Source organism: Aestuariimicrobium soli (genome assembly GCF_051192575.1).
In the GTDB taxonomy this organism is placed as follows: Bacteria; Actinomycetota; Actinomycetes; order Propionibacteriales; family Propionibacteriaceae; genus Aestuariimicrobium; species Aestuariimicrobium soli.
Map to the genome: position 1 here is coordinate 194791 of NZ_JBPJSQ010000006.1, position 16915 is coordinate 211705.

The 16915-nt window shown below is 70.6% G+C and carries 14 protein-coding genes; 3 read left to right on the forward strand and 11 right to left on the reverse strand.

Features of this window, described 5'->3' with window-relative positions; translation table 11 throughout:
- Positions 1–32: 32 nt before the first annotated feature.
- The 5 genes from ACSDQ9_RS07685 to ACSDQ9_RS07705 form a co-directional block, all read right to left on the reverse strand.
- On the reverse strand, positions 33–1076 hold the full coding sequence (locus ACSDQ9_RS07685) for an endonuclease/exonuclease/phosphatase family protein (protein WP_435145726.1): 1044 nt from the start codon (positions 1074–1076) through the stop codon (positions 33–35).
- Entirely contained in the window at positions 1073–1771 is a 699-nt protein-coding gene (locus ACSDQ9_RS07690) for a Pr6Pr family membrane protein (protein ID WP_435145727.1), read from the reverse strand. The genes ACSDQ9_RS07685 and ACSDQ9_RS07690 overlap by 4 nt, the downstream gene beginning before the upstream one ends.
- A 44-nt stretch (positions 1772–1815) precedes the next feature.
- Positions 1816–3435 (reverse strand): murein biosynthesis integral membrane protein MurJ, encoded by a 1620-nt coding sequence (gene murJ / locus ACSDQ9_RS07695; protein ID WP_435145728.1) that lies wholly within the window; start codon positions 3433–3435, stop codon positions 1816–1818.
- A gap of 59 nt (positions 3436–3494) precedes the next feature.
- On the reverse strand, positions 3495–4769 hold the full coding sequence (locus tag ACSDQ9_RS07700) for an aspartate kinase (RefSeq protein ID WP_435145729.1): 1275 nt from the start codon (positions 4767–4769) through the stop codon (positions 3495–3497).
- 61 nt (positions 4770–4830) lie between these two features.
- Positions 4831–5931: a Gfo/Idh/MocA family protein gene (locus tag ACSDQ9_RS07705; RefSeq protein WP_435145731.1), complete on the reverse strand. Its 1101-nt coding sequence runs from the start codon at positions 5929–5931 to the stop codon at positions 4831–4833.
- Between the two features lie 317 nt (positions 5932–6248).
- Here ACSDQ9_RS07705 and ACSDQ9_RS07710 point away from each other — a divergent pair, with 317 nt between their 5' ends.
- Positions 6249–6992, forward strand: a complete 744-nt coding sequence (locus tag ACSDQ9_RS07710) for an SAM-dependent methyltransferase (protein ID WP_435145732.1) — start codon at positions 6249–6251, stop codon at positions 6990–6992.
- A gap of 58 nt (positions 6993–7050) precedes the next feature.
- Here the strand turns inward: ACSDQ9_RS07710 and ACSDQ9_RS07715 are convergent, their stop codons facing one another.
- Positions 7051–7554 carry an antitoxin gene (locus ACSDQ9_RS07715; protein WP_435145734.1) on the reverse strand — a complete coding sequence of 168 codons (504 nt, stop codon included), beginning with the start codon at positions 7552–7554 and terminating at the stop codon, positions 7051–7053.
- A 152-nt stretch (positions 7555–7706) separates the two neighbouring features.
- Here ACSDQ9_RS07715 and ACSDQ9_RS07720 point away from each other — a divergent pair, with 152 nt between their 5' ends.
- Positions 7707–8198: a DUF1707 SHOCT-like domain-containing protein gene (locus ACSDQ9_RS07720; protein WP_435145736.1), complete on the forward strand. Its 492-nt coding sequence runs from the start codon at positions 7707–7709 to the stop codon at positions 8196–8198.
- The gene (locus ACSDQ9_RS07725) at positions 8195–9196 is read left to right on the forward strand and encodes a Gfo/Idh/MocA family protein (protein ID WP_435145738.1); all 1002 of its coding nucleotides are present in this window, start codon (positions 8195–8197) and stop codon (positions 9194–9196) included. The genes ACSDQ9_RS07720 and ACSDQ9_RS07725 overlap by 4 nt, the downstream gene beginning before the upstream one ends.
- A 109-nt stretch (positions 9197–9305) precedes the next feature.
- On the opposite strand, the gene ileS is transcribed toward ACSDQ9_RS07725, so the two are convergent.
- The 5 genes from ileS to ACSDQ9_RS07750 form a co-directional block, all read right to left on the reverse strand.
- Entirely contained in the window at positions 9306–12548 is a 3243-nt protein-coding gene (ileS, locus tag ACSDQ9_RS07730) for an isoleucine--tRNA ligase (RefSeq protein WP_435145740.1), read from the reverse strand.
- Positions 12549–12827: 279 nt separating this feature from the next.
- Complete coding sequence (locus ACSDQ9_RS07735) at positions 12828–13697, reverse strand: hypothetical protein (protein WP_435145741.1); 870 nt, start codon at positions 13695–13697, stop codon at positions 12828–12830.
- Positions 13697–14728 carry an NAD(P)H-binding protein gene (locus ACSDQ9_RS07740; RefSeq protein WP_435145743.1) on the reverse strand — a complete coding sequence of 344 codons (1032 nt, stop codon included), beginning with the start codon at positions 14726–14728 and terminating at the stop codon, positions 13697–13699. The genes ACSDQ9_RS07735 and ACSDQ9_RS07740 overlap by 1 nt, the downstream gene beginning before the upstream one ends.
- A gap of 1 nt (position 14729) precedes the next feature.
- Entirely contained in the window at positions 14730–15479 is a 750-nt protein-coding gene (locus ACSDQ9_RS07745) for a CPBP family intramembrane glutamic endopeptidase (RefSeq protein WP_435145744.1), read from the reverse strand.
- Positions 15476–16870, reverse strand: coding sequence for a cryptochrome/photolyase family protein (locus ACSDQ9_RS07750; RefSeq protein WP_435145746.1), 1395 nt, complete (start codon positions 16868–16870; stop codon positions 15476–15478). The genes ACSDQ9_RS07745 and ACSDQ9_RS07750 overlap by 4 nt, the downstream gene beginning before the upstream one ends.
- Positions 16871–16915: the final 45 nt, after the last annotated feature.

Sequence of the window (16915 nt, forward strand, 5' to 3'; positions counted from 1 at the left end):
CAACGCCCCGGATCCTCAGCGAGCCCTGATCATCACTGTGCGGGGATCCTGGTGAGCCGCACCACCAGCGCGCGGTGGTCGGAGCGGGGCTCGTCCAGCACCCATCGACCACCGATGCGCCAGTGGGTGGGGTCGACGACGACGTGGTCGATCGCGGCCCCCGCCCACGACGGCAGTCGCCGCGGCCACGTGCCCCAGCCGCCCGCCCCGTCGAGGGCGTTGACGTGGTCACCGAAGTCGAGGGTCTCATGGTCGACCGTCGCATTGAAGTCGCCGGCCGCGATGACGTGGTCGCTCGACCTGATCTCGGCCGTGATCTGCGTGGTCGTGCGCTGCCACCACTCCTTGAGGTAGTGCCGGTTCTGGGCCGAGTCGAGCGGCCAGGGTTGCGGCGGCGGGGTGGCGTGCACCGTCATCAACCGCGGGCCGTCATGCCCCACCGGGTCGGCGATCACCAGCCCCCTGATGTCGGTGTCGGTGAGCCGGTACTCCCCCATCGCGGACGACACCAGCATCGCGTTCGGCCACGGGTTCGAGGTGGCGAACACCTGCCATGACCCCAGCCCGGCCGCCTGCAGGTCGGCGGCCAGCTCGCGACTGTAGGGGGCCTCGGCCTCGGGCATGGCGATCACGTCGGCCCCCGAGTCGCGCACGTGCTCGACCATGGTGGCCACCGGGACCTCGTCCCACAAGGTGTTGAGCGACAGCAGGGTGATCTCGCCGGAGTTTTCGGGGTGGGTGGCGAGCTGGCCCCACGTCACCCGGGCGCTCCCATCGAGACCGCGGGAGGCCAACACCGCGAGGTTGCCGACCGTGAACAGGGCCAGCACCAGCAGCAGAGCGAGCGCCGTGACGCCGGGGCGCCGGCGCCGGGCGAGGGCCACCACGGCCGTGGGCAGCCCCACCACCAGCAGGCAGGCGACGCCAGCGGCGGCCATCGCTCCCCGGAAGGCGACGATCTGACCCAGCGGGTTCACCATCGACCAGCCGAACAGTCCGGGGGCGCCGACGACCAGCAGGGCGGCGGCCACGGCGATCACCAGCAGCGCGCCGAGACCTTTCGCGACGGCGTTCACGCCTCGACTGGTGCGCGCTCGTGCTCGGGTTCCGCCGAGGCACCGAGGCGGCGGTCGAGCAGCCACAGCAGGTGACCCACGAGGGCCAGGGCCACGGCCAGACCCACCAGCCACAGGGCGACGCCCCCCACGCCGAGCGCGTCGACGTCCATGAAGTGGTAGGGCACCTTGGTGTCGGCGGCGAACCGGCCACCCAGCCCGGAGTAGGTGAACGCGAAGATCACGTAGACCAGCGGGAACGGCAGCCACAGCCACGGGTCGGTGCGTCGCACCCGGCCGTGGGGCACGAAGGCGACGAAGTCGATGATCAACAGCAGCGGCGTGAACAGGTGCACCAGGTTGTCGGTGAGGGTGAAGGCGGTGCTCGTACCGGGCTGGGAGAAGCTCGCGGGCATCAGCACCACCATGTAGATCAGCAGCGTGATGCCGATCGCCATGGCCACCGCGGCCGAGAAGCGCGGTGAGGGCGTGCTGGTGCCGTGGGGCCCCCGACGACGCAGGTCGACGATGGTGGTCACCACCAGCACCGCCATCCAGACCAGGCACAGCAGGTTCGACATCACGGTGTAGTAGAGGAAGGCACGCGGCAGGAACTCGGGTCCGGCGACGCCCGAGACCCGCAGGATGCCCGTGGCGATGACCAGCAGCGCGGCAGCGCGAAAGGCGAGCGCCCACGGGCGCGAGGTGATCGGCACGCGCTCAGCCTAACCCCCGGCGCCTCGTCCGCACTCGGGCCGGCTCAGGCGAAGCGGCGCAGGCCGGGAACCCGGCTGATCACCGGGCGCACGAAGTCGTCGACCTCGGTGATGTGGAAGAGCTTGGCCAGCCCGAAGTAGGCCACCAGGAAGACGGTTCCGGCCGCCACGAGGCGCAGCACCTCGATCAGCAACTGGTCCCCGAGCGCCCCCAGCGCGGTCGAGACCCCCCAGCACATCAGGCCGGCACACACCGAGACGAAAACCACTCGCACATACAGCCGGACGGTGCGCTCCAACCCGATCCGCCCGAGGTCGCGGCGGGCCACCAGCACGAACGCGAGTCCGGCCACCGTGTTCGCCACGGTCATGCCGAGACCGGTCATGGCGACGGCCCAGCGGGCGGGCACGAGGAAGGCCGCCAGCGCGAAGCCCACCTGCACTCCCGTCAGCAGCGCCTGCAACCAGAGATTCTTGCGCCCCTCTTCGCGGGCGAAGCAGTACCGCTGCTGCAGGGTGGTCACCCCGAAGGCCATGGTGCCCACGGCCATCAGCGCCAGGATCCACGCCTCCTGACTGGCCTCGAGCGGTGTCAGGCGCGGGAACAGCACCCGGAAGATCGGGTAGGCCAGAGCGATCATGCCGGCGCTCATTGGGAACACGGCCACGGCGGGCAGTTCGAGCCCCTGCCGCAGCAGCGAGCGCTGCTGGCGCACGTCGTCGTCGTGGGCCGCACGGCTCATCCGCGGGAACAGCGCGGTCAGGATCGAGGTGGTCACGAAGCTGTGCGGCAGCATGAAGATCAGGAAGGCGTTGTCCCGCGCCAACAACCCGGGCACGTCTCCGTTCTCGCCGCGCACAGTGTTGATCACCCACTGCACCGCGATGCCGCCCAGCTGGGCCAGCAGCAGGGCCGAGAAGGTCCACCCCAGCATGCGCGAGGCCGAGCCGAAGCCTCGTCCCCGCAAACCGAACCGCGGTCGGTACCGGAACCCACCCCGGACGAGGGGGATCACCAGCGCCAGCCCCTGCACGACGATGCCCGCCGTGGTGGTGCCGGCCAGCACCCACACCATCGGCCACGTCCAGACGGCCTCGCTGCCCTGCCGACCCCAGGTGACCAGGAAGTAGACCAGCCCGCCGATCTGCACGACGTTCGCGAGCACGGGGGTCCACATGAAGGCAGCGAACTGGTCGCGCGCGTTCAGCACCTGCCCGAGCACGGCGTACAGCCCGTAGAAGGCGATCTGCGGCAGGCACACGTAGCCGAACATCACCGCCAACCGGTACTCGTCGGGGGGCAGGTTCGAGGTGGCGCGAATCAGCAGCGGGGTGAGCACGGTGGCAACCACCGCCGCGGCGAGCACCAGCAGCAGGGCGGCGGTGATCAGCCGGTCGACGAAGTCGCGCCCCCCGTCGGGGTTCTTCATCGCCTTGGTGATCTGCGGGATCAGGACGGCGTTGAGCACCCCGGCCGACAGCAGGATGTAGATGTAGTTGGGCAGCGTGTTGGCCACCTGGAAGGCGTCGGCGCCCAGCGAGATGCCGACGCAGGCGGTCAGCAGCGAGGCCCGCACCATGCCGAGCACACGGCTCACCATCGTGCCAGCGGCCATGACGGCGGAGGCTCGTCCGATCGACGGCTCGGAACCCCGCTCAGCCATGCATCACCTGCTCAGACATGCGGCCAAGGGTAGCGGCCCGTGCGCGCGGGCCCCGGCGTTCAGCGACCGGTGCCCCCGTAGACGACCGCCTCGCCGTCGGCGTCGAGCCCGAACGCGGTGTGGGCGGCCCGCACGGCATCGTCGACCCGCTCGGCCGAGACGACCACCGAGATGCGGATCTCGGAGGTGGAGATCATCTGGATGTTGATGCCCTCGGCGGCCAGCGCCGAGAAGAAACGAGCCGTCACTCCGGGATTGGAGCGCATGCCCACCCCGACGACCGAGACCTTGCCGATGCCGTCGTCGAAGAGCACGTCGGTGAAGTCGATGTCGCCCTGGGCGGCGCGGAGCGCGTCGATGGCCGTGCGACCGTCGGAGGCAGGCAGGGTGAAGCTGACCTCGGTGCGGTTGGACGAGATGTCCGACACGTTCTGCACGATCATGTCGACGTTGATGTTGGCCTTGGCGACGACATCGAAGATGCGCGCGGCCTGGCCCACCTGGTCGGGAACGCCGACGACGGTGATCTTGGCCTCGCTGCGGTCGTGGGCGACGCCCGAGATGATGGTCTGTTCCATGGCGGTCTCCTTGGAGATGTCGGCGGCGTCCTTCACCCAGGTGCCGGGCTTGTCCGAGAACGAGGAGCGAACGTGCACGGGCACGTTCTCGCGGCGGGCGTACTCCACGCAGCGCAGGTGCAGGATCTTGGCGCCGTTGGCGGCCATCTCGAGCATCTCCTCGTAGCTGATCTCGGGAATGCGACGGGCGCCCGGCACGATGCGCGGGTCGGCGGTGAAGACACCGTCGACGTCGGAGTAGATCTCGCAGTACTCGGCCTCGAGGGCGGCCGCCAGCGCCACGGCGGTGGTGTCGGAGGCGCCTCGTCCGAGCGTGGTGATGTCCTTGGTGTCCTGGCTGACGCCCTGGAAGCCGGCGACGATGACGATGTTGTCGTCGTTGAGCGCCTCCTGGATGCGGCCGGGAGTGATCTTGGTGATGCGGGCATCGCCGTGGGTGCCGGTGGTGATCACGCCCGCCTGCGAGCCGGTGTAGCTCTTGGCCTTCAATCCGAGGTCGCTCAGGGCCATGGCGAGCAGGGCCGCGGACTGGCGCTCGCCGGTGGTGAGCAGCATGTCGAGCTCGCGCGGGTGCGGCTGGGGGCTCACCTGCAGCGCGAGATCCATCAGTTCATCGGTGGTGTCGCCCATGGCCGAGATCACGATCACGACGTCGTTGCCGGCGCGCTTGGCGGCGCTGATCCGACGGGCGACGCGCTTGATCGAATCGGCGTCCGCCACCGACGATCCACCGAACTTCTGGACGACTCGTGCCATCACACCTCCTGGGTCTCGGGCCACTGTAGTCAGCGCCGCCGAGGACGGGTGCGCTCGTCCGTCAACTGGCGACGCGCACGCGCTTGCCGGTCTGGGCGCTCTGCACGACCGCATCGACCACGCGGGACGAACGCAGGCCATCGGCGAACGTCGGCAATCCCTCGCGCTCCTCGCCGCGGATGACCGCGTAGGTGTCGGCCACGAAGGCGTCGAAGCACTCGGCATACCCCTGGGCGTGCCCCGCGGGCAGCACCGAGAGCCGGCGCTGCTCCTCCGAACCCACCCGTGGGTCACGCCGCACGATGTGCTCGGCGTCGAGGGTGCCCAGCCAGATCGTCTCGGGTGACTCCTGGTCGAACACGGCCGAGCGGTGCTCGCCGTCGAACTCGAACCAGAGCCGGTTCTTGCGGCCTGCCGAGACCTGCGAGATGGTCGCGGTGCCGAGCACGCCCGTCTGGGTGCGGAAGACGATCGAGGCCACGTCTTCGGTGGTGACGTCGATGCGCTCCCCCTCGGCGCCGCCCGGTTTCGGTCGGCTGGGCACCGTGGTGGCGATCTCGGACGAGAGCGACTCGATGCGCTCGCCCGTGACGAACTCCATCAGGTCACACCAGTGCGAACCGATGTCGGCGAAGGCCCGCGAGGGGCCGCCGGCGGCCGCGTCGACCCGCCAGCTGGTGGCCTGGCGCGAGAGCAGCCAGTCCTGCAGGTAGGAGCCGTGCAGCAGTTGCCATCGTCCGAACTCGCCCTTGCGCACCCGGGCGCGAATCTCGCGCACCAGCGGGTGGAAGCGGTAGACGAAGGGCACGGTGGCGATCACGCCGGCCCGGTTCGCCCAGTCGACCATCTCGTCGGCCTCGGTGGAGCTGACCGACATCGGCTTCTCGCAGATCACGTGGGCACCGGCGTCGATGGCGGCCTTCACCTGCTCGGCATGCAACCCGTTGGGCGTGCAGACGTGCACCACGTCGGGCTGCAGCCGGGCGAGGTCGTCGAGCGAGTCGAGGGCGGGCACGCCCCACTTGTCGGCGGCGCGGCGAGTGGTCTCGGGTCGTCCGGCGAGCACCCCCACGATGTCACCCGCCGCCAGGATGGAGGCTCGCCTGTGCACGGAGCCGATCATTCCGGCTCCGATGATGACCGACCTCAGGCGCACGTCCATGGGCGACCTCTCCACTGGGTGTGACCTCGCGGTCATGGCATGGCGAGCGGCCTCGAACTGAGCGGCCGTTCAGTGGGTACACCCCACCACATCGGGGGTGTCAGCGAAAGGTACCTCGGACGGTTCCGGAACCCGGAGACCATCCTTGCCCTCCGGGGGCCCCACCCGGCCTGCCTGCACGTGGTCAGATTCTCGGTGGCGCACCGGGGGTGGGTTGCGTAGCGTGCCCGGGGTCGGACCCGTCGGATACGCGCGGGTCGACGGTCGCCGTGCTCCGCACGGTCGCCCTCCCGCCCGTCCACCAGAGAGGAAGCCCGGTGCTGCCACGCCGCTTCACGATCGCAGAGTCGAGCCACCGCATTCTCGATCCGTTCACCCCCGAGAAGCTGGGGGTGCTGGGCTCTGCCATCGGTCTGCGACCCGGCACCACCGTGCTCGACCTCGCATGCGGCAAGGGCGAAATGCTCTGCCAATGGGCCACCGACCACGGTGTCCGTGGGGTCGGGGTCGACCTCCACCCTCCGTTCGTGGCCGCCGCCCGGCAGCGGGCGCTGGAGCTGGGCGTCGCCGATGCCGTCACCTTCGTCGAACAGGACGCGTCCGGGTTCGAGGCCGACCCTGCGGTGGACGTGGCCGCCTGCTGCGGCGCCACCTGGATCGGCGGCGGGGTGGTGGGCACGCTCGCGCTGCTGGAAAGGTCCCTGCTACCGGGCGGAATCGCTCTGGTCGGGGAACCCTACTGGCGCGAGCTTCCCCCCGACGACGAAGCGGTACGGGGCTGCCACGCGACGTCGGTGGACGACTTCCTCACCCTCGACGGGCTGATCACCCGGGTGCAGGGCGCCGGCTGGGACGTGGTCGAGATGGTGCACGCCGACGAGCACAGCTGGGACCGGTACGTGGCCGCCCAGTGGCTGAACCTGAGGCGGTTCATCGACGCCCACCCCGGCGACGAACTGGTGCCCGAACTGCGGCTCGAACTCGACACGGCTCCCGCAAACTACGCCCGCTACCAGCGCCGCTTCCTCGGGTGGGGTGTGCTGGCGATGATGAAGCGCTGAGCCCCGCGAGGGGTCTTTGTTCCAGTCGTGCCGGGGTCAGCACCGGGCGGTCGGTTTGTCAGGGCTGGCCGGTGGGTGGCTCGTTCACGGAGCTGTCGGACGACCGCGGACGCGGCTCGGTCTCGACCGGGTCGTACTCGTTCTCGCCCCCGTCAACACCCGCCTCGGCCACGCCACCCCGCGTCGGGGCGTCAGCCTCGATCGGTTCGGTGGAGCTCGGGTCGACGGGCTCGGTGGGCTGCGTGGGGACGGTCGGCTGGGTGGGCTGCGTGGGGACGGTGGGCTGGCTCGGATCCGTGGTCTGGTCCGTGGTCTGGTCCGTCGGGGCCGGCTGGGTCTCCTGACCTCCCTGGTTGTTGGGCAGGCCCAGCTGCTGCTCGACGAAGTCACCGGCCTTGTCGATGGCACCCGAGTACTTTCCCCCGGTGCGGGCGTCGATGGCGTCCTCGATCTTGTCGATCACGCTGCGAGTCTGGTCGGGGTGTTCGCGGGCGTAGTCCTTGGCCTGCTGGCCGGCCTTGTCGATGTCGGCGCGCGAGATCGACTGCGGTTCGTTGCTCATCGGTTCTCCTCAATCGGGGGGCGGGCCCGTCGTCCGATCGTGGAACCTCGGCGGGACTCGTCGATCGGGTGCGGGGTGGCCCTTGCCGCCAACCTAACCCAGGCCGGTGGCCCCCCGTCGGAGTTGGTCGACGGCGGCACTAGGCTGACCACATGTCTGACGTGCCCCAGAGGATCGGCGACACCGAGCGCGACAAGGCGGTCCAAGAGCTGCAGGCCCACCACGCCGCGGGTCGGCTCGACCTGAGCGAGTTCGAGGAGCGGATGCAGCGGGCGCTGCAGGCCAAGACCATGGCTGACCTCAGGCCCCTGTTCGTTGACCTCCCCACGACCGACTTCGCCAGCACGGCAGGCGTCAGTGCCGCGCAGGCACTGGCCGTGCCGCGGGAGGCGACGGCGGTGTCGTCCGAGGCGACCCCGAAGCAGCCGACCACGTCGGCCCAACGGACCGCGCGATTGGTGACCGGCCTGATGTGGCCGGCCGCGCTGATCATCAACTTCGCCTTCGGGTGGGAGTGGTGGTGGCTGATGCTGGTGCCGGTGTTCGTGATGCCGGTCATTCTGAACTCGTTCGGCATCGAGGACCGTTCGGGCCGCCGCAAGGTGCACGGCGACCATCGCGGGAACCGTCGGGAGATCGAATGACCTCCGCCGATCCGTCGACCACGATCGGCTGGGGCATCGTGGGCACCGGCCGGGTGAGTGCGACGATCCTGGCTGACCTGCGGATGGTCGACGGAGTCCGGGTGGTCGGGGTGGCCTCGCGCAGCCTCGAGCGCGCCCGGGCCTTCGCCGACGAGCACGACCTCGACGAGGCCTTCGACTCGGTCGAGGCCTTGGCGGCGCACCCCGACGTGCACGTGGTCTACGTCGGCACCCCGCAGGCGCAGCACCGCAAGGCGGCCTTGGCGGCGATCGGTCAGGGCGCGGGCGTGGTCGTCGAGAAGTCGTTCGCGGCGACGTTCGAGGGAGCCGACGAGATGGTGCGGGCGGCCCGAGACGCCGGCGCCTTCTGCATGGAGGCGATGTGGACCCGCTTCCACCCGGTGATCGCGCAGGCCCACGCGCTGATCAACGCCGGCGAGATCGGCGAACTGCGCAGCATCCAGGCCGATCTCTACGCGCCGCGGGAGTTCGACCCCGACGACCGGTTGTTCAACCCGGCCCTCGGCGGTGGCGCCATGCTCGATCTGGGCGTCTACGTGATCAGCGTGGCGACGGACTTCCTCGGTCACGCCGAGGCGATCCACACCTGGGGGTCGAAGCTGCCCAACGGTGTCGAGGGTCAGGCCACGATGGTGCTCGACCACGGCAACGGCCGGCATTCGAGCCTGATGATCGCCCTGACCGCCGCCGGCCCCGGGCGGATGGTGCTGATGGGCACCGAGGGGCACCTGGAGATCCTGCCCCGCTTCCACCACTCCCCCGGGTTGGTGCTGCGCCGCACGGGGGAACCCGCCCGCGATTTCCCCTGCGAGGGCCTGATCGGCAAGGGCTACGCCCACGAGTTCGCCGCGGTCACCGAGGCCCTCCGCGAGGGTCGCACCGAGTGCGAGCGGATGCCGCTGGCCGACACCCTGCACGTGCAGGGTCTGATGCAGCGGGCCCTGGGCGACCTCGGCATCGTCCACCACGACGACTGAGAACCCTGCCCCCTCGTTGGGGCACCATCACCGCCACAACCCGAACGCGGGCTCGTTCGACTGCCTTCTCAGGGGGTCGAACGAGCCCGCGTGCGGGTTGTGGAGGCGGTCAGGCCTTGGTGACGCGCACCGCCAGGCCCAGATCGGCCTCGCGCACCCAGTCGTCGCCGCTCGAGTCCTGCTCCGAGACCGTGGTGGCGAGCACCTCGTCGGCGATCAGTGCCTGGTGCTCGCGCACCGCGGCGGCCAGGTCGTCGGACTCGGCCGACCACGCCAGCGAGATCCGGTCGGAGACGTCGAGGCCGGAACCCTTGCGGGTCTCCTGCACGAACCGGACGACCTCGCGGGCCAGCCCGGCCGAGACCAACGCGGGCGTCAGCTCGAGGTCGAGCGCAACCGTCTCACCCTGCTCGTTGACCACACTCCAGCCCTCGCGCGGGCGCTCGGTGACGATCACCTCATCGGACGAGACCTCGGTGCCGCCCTCGAAATCGACGGTGGCCACCCCGGTCGCCGCCAGCGAGGCCGCCAACTGGGCGGCATCGGCCGCGGCGATCGCCTGAGCCACCAGCGGCGTCTGCTTGCCGAAGCGCTTGCCCAGCGCCCGGAAGTTGCCCTTGGCCGAGTGGTCGACGAGATCTCCGGCCGAGGCGAACGACTCCACGGCCTCGACGTTCAACTCGGCGCGGATCTCGGCCAGCAGCTCCTCGTCCAACTGCGCGAAGGCCTGCGACGGCACCAGGATGCGTGACAGCGGCTGCCGGGTCTTCATCTTCGACTCGGCGCGCGCCGACCGGCCCAGCTCGACGAGCCGGCGGGTGACCGTCATGGCCCGCGCCAACGACGCATCCTCGTCGGTGCCCGCGGCGGCAACCGGCCAACTCGACAGGTGCACCGAGGCGGGTGCACTCGGGTCGGTGGCGACCACCAGGTCTTGCCAGACGCGCTCGGTGACGAAGGGCATCAGCGGCGCCATCAGCTGGGTGAGGGTGACCAGCACCCGGTGCAGCGTCGACAGCGCGCCCAGATCTCCGTCCCAGAACCGGCGGCGCGAGCGACGCACGTACCAGTTCGAGAGCACGTCGATGAACTCCGCCAGCTCCGATCCGGCGCCCTGGGTGTCGAAGTTCTCGAGCCGCTCGGTGACGTCGGCGACCAGTTGGTTGAGCGAGGCCGTCAGCCAGCGGTCGAGCACGTGGGTCGGCTCGGCCAGCCCGTCGGCGGGCGACCACTGGTTGGCGCGGGCGTACAGCGCCTGGAAGGCCACCGTGTTCCAATAGGTCAACAGCACCTTGCGGACGACCTCCTGCAGCGCGGTGTGACCCACGCGACGAGCACTCCACGGCGAACCGGAGGCCGCCATGAACCACCGGACCGCGTCGGCACCGTGCTCGTCCATCAACGGGATGGGCAGCAGGATGTTGCCCAGGTGCTTCGACATCTTCTTGCCGTCCTCGGCCAGGATGTGGCCCAGGCAGAGCACGTTGGAGTACGAGCTCTGGTCGAACACCAAAGTGCCGATCGCCATCAGCGTGTAGAACCAGCCGCGGGTCTGGTCGATCGCCTCGCAGATGAAGTCGGCCGGGTAGGCCTTCCGGAAGGCCTCGACCGACCCCTCGGCGTGGGGGTAGCCCAGCTGCGCGAACGGCATCGAGCCCGAGTCGAACCAGGCGTCGATCACCTCGGGCACGCGCCGGTAGGTGCCCTCCTCGCCGGGCAGGGTGAAGGTGATGTCGTCGACGAAGGGGCGGTGCGGGTCGAGGGACGACTGGTCCTCACCGGTCAGCTCCGACAGCTCGGCGAGCGAGCCCACGCAGACCAGCTTCGAGGGGTCGGCGTCGTTGCGCCAGATGGGCAGCGGAGTGCCCCAGTAGCGGTTGCGCGACAGGGCCCAGTCGATGTTGTTGTCGAGCCAGTCGCCGTAGCGGCCGTGCTTGATGTTCTCGGGGTACCAGGTGGTGTTCTCGTTCTCGCGCAGCAGCTCCTCGCGGCGCTGCGTGGTGCGGATGTACCACGAGGGCTGGGCGTAGTAGAGCAGCGCGGTGTGGCAGCGCCAGCAGTGCGGGTAGCTGTGCTCATAGTCGACCTTCTTGAACAGTCGGCCGCGCTCGCCCAGGTCGGCGACCAGGGTGGTGTCGGCGGTCTTGAAGAAGACGCCACCGACCAGCGGGAGCTCGGCCTCGAAGGTGCCGTCGGGGCGCACCGGGTTGATCATCGGCAGGCCGTAGGATCGGCAGACCGCCATGTCGTCGGCGCCGAAGGCAGGCGACTGGTGCACCAGCCCGGTGCCGTCCTCGGTGGTGACGTAGTCGGCGAGCACGACGAAGTGACTGCGGGTGCCGACGGCCTCGCGCGCCCGCTGGCGGGCCGGGTCGTCGCTAGGCTGCAGCGGCTCGCTGTCGCCGAACTCGACGAGGTCGAAGACGCGGTCGTAGGTCCAGAACTCCATCTCGGCGCCGGTGAACCGCTCGGTGATCTGCCAGACCGGCTGACCGTCGTCCGTGGTCGCGCCCAGGTTCTTCTCGAACAGCGGCTCGGCGACCACCAGGGTCTGCTGACCGTTGGTGGCGGCCACGTAGGTCACCTCGGGGTGCACCGCGACGGCCGTGTTCGAGGGCAGGGTCCAGGGCGTGGTCGTCCAGACCAGCAGCGCTGCCCGGCCGGCCAGGGGCCCCGAGGTCAGCGGCATGGTGACGTAGACCGAGGGGTCGACGACGTCTTCGTAGCCCTGCGCCAATTCGTGGTCCGACAAGGTGGTCTGGTCGCGGGGGCACCACGGCGCCACCCGGAAGTCCTCGACGAGCAGCCCGTTGTCGAAGATCTGCTTCAGCGCCCACCACACGCTCTGCACGTAGGCCGGTGACATCGTCCAGTAGGCCTCGTCCATGTTCACCCAGTAGCCCATGCGCTCGGTGAGCTTGGCGAACTCGCCGACGTGGCGCCCCACCGACTCGCGGCACTGGGCGTTGAACGCCTCGACACCGAAGGCCTCGATGTCGGCCTTGCCGTTGAACCCGAGTTCCTTCTCGACGGCCAGTTCGACCGGCAGCCCGTGGCAGTCCCAGCCGGCACGGCGCTCGACGTGGAAGCCCTGCATGGTCTTGAACCGGGGGAAGACGTCCTTGAAGACCCGGGCCTCGACGTGGTGGGTGCCGGGCTGGCCGTTGGCCGTGGGCGGACCCTCGTAGAAGGTCCAGGCCTCGCCCTCGGCGGTGCGCGCGAGGGAGGCGTCGAAGGTGCCCTGCTCGGCCCACAGCGCGAGCACCTCGCGGTCGACCTCGGGCAGGTTCACGCTCGCCGGGACCGGCGGGTAGGCGGCTGCAGTGGGAGCGGGCACGGGTTGGTCGGTCATGAATCCCTCGTCGGTGGGTTCCTCGCGGAACACGGTCGGACGAAGGGACGAGCCCCCGCTCGCGCAGGACCCCGCGGTACCACCCTCCTTGGCGCCTCCCCGGTGGGGGTGCACCCGCTCATGGCCGCCACAGCCGGTTCTAGTGAGGAGCCTTCCCTCAGGGGGTTGGATCCCGTTCTTCCGGCGGCTCCGGGGTGATGGCCCCTTCAACGCCTCGTGGACGACCCAATCCTAGATCGCGTGCCCACGAGCCTCCAACTCACTTCCGGCCCGGCTCGCCTACGCCGCCGCAGCGGGCAGCCGCTCGCCCCGGCGGGGAGCGGGTTCACCCTTGCGGGTCAGGAAGGCCGCCGCCACCGCCAGCGCGGCGACCGCTGCCACCGCCCCGACCACCACCGAGTGCGGGTCGGCGGCCAGTCGTCCCCACGCGATCCAGCCCAGCCCCCAGACCATCGCGAGGGCGATGCCCGGAGCGGCCAGGGTGCGAGAGAAGACCAGCCCGAGGGCGGCCGCGACCACCAGCACCACGACGGCGGCCACCGTGTTGCCCGTGACACCGAGGTCGACGCCACTGCCCACGGCGGCCGCGGTGACGTTGGCACAGGTGGCCACCGCCACCCAGCCCAGGTACAGCCCGTAGGTGAGATCGAGCACCACCGCCTCGACGGTTCCCCGGGGCCTCGACCGCGCGAGCCGGCGCATCAGCAGTCCGAGCACGAGCGCCAGGGCGACGATGTCGACCACGCTCACCCACAGCCAGCCGGCCTGGGTGATGCCGAGCCAGGCGCCGTTCAGCACCATCGAGATCGCCGGCAGCGGCCCGAGGGAGGCCGCCCTCGCCGAGACGGCGCCGCTCGGCGTCCACAGCCAGACCACGTAGACGACCAGCAACAGATAGATCACCGACCAGATCGAGAACGCGGGGCTGCCCGGGGCGATCAGGGTGGCATCCGCCGACAGGGAACCACCCGCGGTCTGCTCGACCGGGCTGCCGAGAAGGCCGAAGCCCCACAGGGTGCCGATGGCCATGGCGATCAGCCCCAGCGTGTCGAGCAGCCGGCGTCCGGTTCCCACCCGGCGCACGCGGCCGAGGCTGGTCTCGGCGCGTTGGGGCGCGGCCCCGCTCCGGTCGAGGTCATGGGTGCTCATCAGAGGTCCTCTCCGGCCAGTGCCCTCCGCACGGCCTCGTCGAATCCGGTCAGCCCGCCGGGCGGGTCGCCGAGCAGGCCAGCGGCATCGTCCTCACGCTTCACCGCCTCGTGGATCAGGCTGCCGACCAGGGGTTTCGCGACGGCAGCGTCCACCGGGGTGACCAGCCCCACCCAGTGGGAGGCGAGCCACGGGGTCAGCACCGGCACCGTCACCACGATTCTGCGCCGGAGGCCGGTGACCCGTGCGTAGCGCTGCATCATCTGCGCGTAGGTGAACACCTCGGGCATGCCGATGTCGATGGTGCGGTTCACGTCGGCGGGCAGCGACCCGGCGCGCACGAGGTAGTGCACCACGTCGGCCAGGGCGATCGGTTGGATGCGATTGCGCAGCCACTTCGGGCCCACCATCACCGGCAGGCGCTCGGTGAGGTACCGCAGCATCGCGAACGACGCGGAGTCGGCGCCCAGCACGATGCCCGCCTGCAGCACGGCCGTCGGAACCCCGCAGCCGAGCAGGATCTCGCCGACCTCGACCCGCGAGCCGAGGTGGGGGGACAACGGTCCCTCGGGATGCAGTCCGCTGAGGTAGACGATCCGGGCGACCCCGGCCGCCTTCGCGGCCCGTCCGAAGCCGGCGGCCAGCCGGCGGTCCCGTTGCACGAAGTCGTGGCCGGCGCCCATCGAGTGCACCAGGTAGTAGGCCACCTCGCAGTCCTCGAGCGCCTCGGCCAGCGCGTCGTCGTCGGACAGGTCCCCGACCACCACCTGCACCGGTGCTGCGCGGTCGGGCCCGAGTCGATGGGGGTCGGTCCAGTCCGGGTCGACCCCCTCGGGGTGGCGGACGAGCACCCGCACCCGCCAGCCGTCGGCGAGCAGGGCGCCCACCAGCGCGGAGCCGATGGCTCCGGTGGCACCGGTGACGAGAGCCAACCGACTGGACGCCGACTGGGTCGCTGTGGGGGTCGGGTCGGCCGCGGGACTGCCCGGGCTGGCAGGTCGAGAGTCGGGGCGGTGGGTCGGATCGGTCATGTCAGCTCCCCAGGTCGAGGGCGGGGCCGAGCAGCAGCAACATGCCGAGCGACCAGGTCAGGTGGGTGGCGATCGGGCCCGCGACACCTCCGGTGACGCGCCGCTGCGCGGAGGTGACCAGCCCCAGACAGAGGGCTCCGAAGGTGAGCAACGGCACACCGGAGAACAGGGTGGAGCAGGCATACCCCACGGTCGAGACGAGGATCGCCCAGCGGCGAGGCGAGGCGCTGAACACGGCCCCACGGAAGAACAATTCCTCGGCGATCCCGTTCACCACGGTGACGAGCGCGACCAGCGCGAGCGAGCCGCTGGCGGCATGGGCCAGTAGATCGTCCACGGGTGAGCGCAGCACCGGCACCCGTCCGATCAGCAGGGCCCCCAGCAGGAAGACGACCAGCAGGATCAGGCCCAGGATCAGGCCCTGAAGCACCCCGCGGCTCGCCGTTCCGGAGCGGGTGCGCCCTCGTCCGAGGTGCAGGGGGCCGGACGCCACCGCGCCCACCACCCACAACCCGGCCACGCCCAGGCCTGCCGGGTAGAACCATGGGTCGCCCGGGGTGATCGCCAGCGCGGCGCCCAGGGCCAGCGCGCCGAGCACGACCGTCACGGCCACCACCACCCGCCGACGGACGAGCGCTGCCGCGGTCTGCGGGGCCGGCTCGTCGACCCGGTCCACCAGGGAGGCGTCCAGGAAGTCCCGCAGCTCCGACATCGGGGCGGTCCAGGCGGCACGTCGTCCGGCCCTCGTCATGACGAGTTCCGATGACGGGCCTGATCGTGACGGGCCAGCGCCACCCGACGCTCGTCCGCGTGGTCGATGATCCGTTCGGGGTAGCCGTGAAGGTAGCCGTCCTCGGCCTGCCAAGGCTCATGCACCGCGGCACCGCTGAGGTGGGCGAGTTCGGGAACCCAGCGGCGCACGTAGTCGCCGTCGGGGTCGTGGGTCTGGCCCTGCTTGACCGGGTTGAACACCCGGAAGTAGGGCGCTGCGTCGGTGCCGGTGCCTGCCACCCACTGCCAGCCGTGGGTGTTGGAGGCGAGGTCGCCATCGATCAGGTGGTCGAGGAACCATTGCGCGCCAGCCGGCCACCAGACGTGCAGGTCCTTGGTGAGGAAGCTGGCGGTCACCATCCGCACCCGGTTGTGCATCCAACCGATCGCCAGCAGTTGGCGCATGCCGGCGTCGACCAGCGGGAACCCGGTGCGTCCCTGCTGCCAGGCCTTCAGGGCCTGCTCGTCGGCGTCGTACTCCATGCCGGCCAGGGCATCGCGCAGGTCGCCGGTGAGACTCGCGGGGTGGTGGTGCAGCACGTCGGCGTAGAACTCCCGCCAGGCCAGCTCGGAGCGGAAGCGGTCGGCGCCCTTGCCCGTGTGCGGCGCCAGGTCGGCGAGCAGGGTGCGCGGGTGCAGCACCCCGAACTTCAGGTAGGGGGAGAGCTCGGAGGTCGCCTGCTGCAGGTCGGCGCGGTCGCGTCGATCGGCGTAGCTCAGCAGGCCGTCGTCCAGGAACGCGTGCCACCGGTCCAGGGCAGCCCCCTCCCCCGCGTCGGGCAGGTCGGGATGGTCGGGGTCGTCCAGCAACTGCTCGACCAGCTTCCAGGCGCCCGCGTGCGAGGCGTCGTCGGCGATCACCAGCCCCTCAGGCTCCTCGGCGGGAGCCCGCCAGCCGTGCTCGCGCCAGGTGCGCTCGAAACTGCTGAAGGTGCCGTGCGGTCCGCCCGCCTTGGTCAGCACCCGGCCGGGGGTCACGGCGTACGGGCTGCCAGTCTCGACCCAGGCGATGTCGTGCTCGTGAAGAGCGGATGCGACCCGTCGGTCACGATCGGCGCCGGCGGGCTCGGTCTCGGTCGAGACGTGCACCGAGGTGGCGCCGATCGCTCGGGCGAAGGCGGGGATCTGCTCGGCCGGGTCACCGTGGAGCAGGGTCAGCCGCCCCTCGTAGCTCTCGCGCAGGGCCAGCAGCGTCGCGGCGAGCCATCCGCGGCGGGCGGCTCCAGCCCCGTCCAGGAAGGCGGGGTCCAGCACGAACACCACCGCGACCGGCCCTCCGCCGGATCGCTCATGGGCCGCCGCCAGCAGCGGGAGGTCGGCCCGGCGCAGGTCTCGCCTGAGCCACACCACCGCTGTCCGTCCGGCTGTCATCGTCGTCCGCCCTCCTCGGGTGATGGGTCGTGTGCTCGACCACCC

Coding starts and splice junctions, on each gene's coding strand:
- ACSDQ9_RS07720 (WP_435145736.1), top strand. CDS start 7,707: ATGTCTGACGTGCCCCAGAGGATCGGCGACACCGAGCGCGACAAGGCG.
- ACSDQ9_RS07725 (WP_435145738.1), top strand. CDS start 8,195: ATGACCTCCGCCGATCCGTCGACCACGATCGGCTGGGGCATCGTGGGC.
- ACSDQ9_RS07740 (WP_435145743.1), bottom strand. CDS start 14,728: ATGACCGATCCGACCCACCGCCCCGACTCTCGACCTGCCAGCCCGGGC.
- ACSDQ9_RS07715 (WP_435145734.1), bottom strand. CDS start 7,554: ATGAGCAACGAACCGCAGTCGATCTCGCGCGCCGACATCGACAAGGCC.
- ACSDQ9_RS07735 (WP_435145741.1), bottom strand. CDS start 13,697: ATGAGCACCCATGACCTCGACCGGAGCGGGGCCGCGCCCCAACGCGCC.
- ileS (WP_435145740.1), bottom strand. CDS start 12,548: ATGACCGACCAACCCGTGCCCGCTCCCACTGCAGCCGCCTACCCGCCG.
- ACSDQ9_RS07745 (WP_435145744.1), bottom strand. CDS start 15,479: ATGACGAGGGCCGGACGACGTGCCGCCTGGACCGCCCCGATGTCGGAG.
- ACSDQ9_RS07700 (WP_435145729.1), bottom strand. CDS start 4,769: ATGGCACGAGTCGTCCAGAAGTTCGGTGGATCGTCGGTGGCGGACGCC.
- ACSDQ9_RS07705 (WP_435145731.1), bottom strand. CDS start 5,931: ATGGACGTGCGCCTGAGGTCGGTCATCATCGGAGCCGGAATGATCGGC.
- ACSDQ9_RS07750 (WP_435145746.1), bottom strand. CDS start 16,870: ATGACAGCCGGACGGACAGCGGTGGTGTGGCTCAGGCGAGACCTGCGC.
- murJ (WP_435145728.1), bottom strand. CDS start 3,435: ATGGCTGAGCGGGGTTCCGAGCCGTCGATCGGACGAGCCTCCGCCGTC.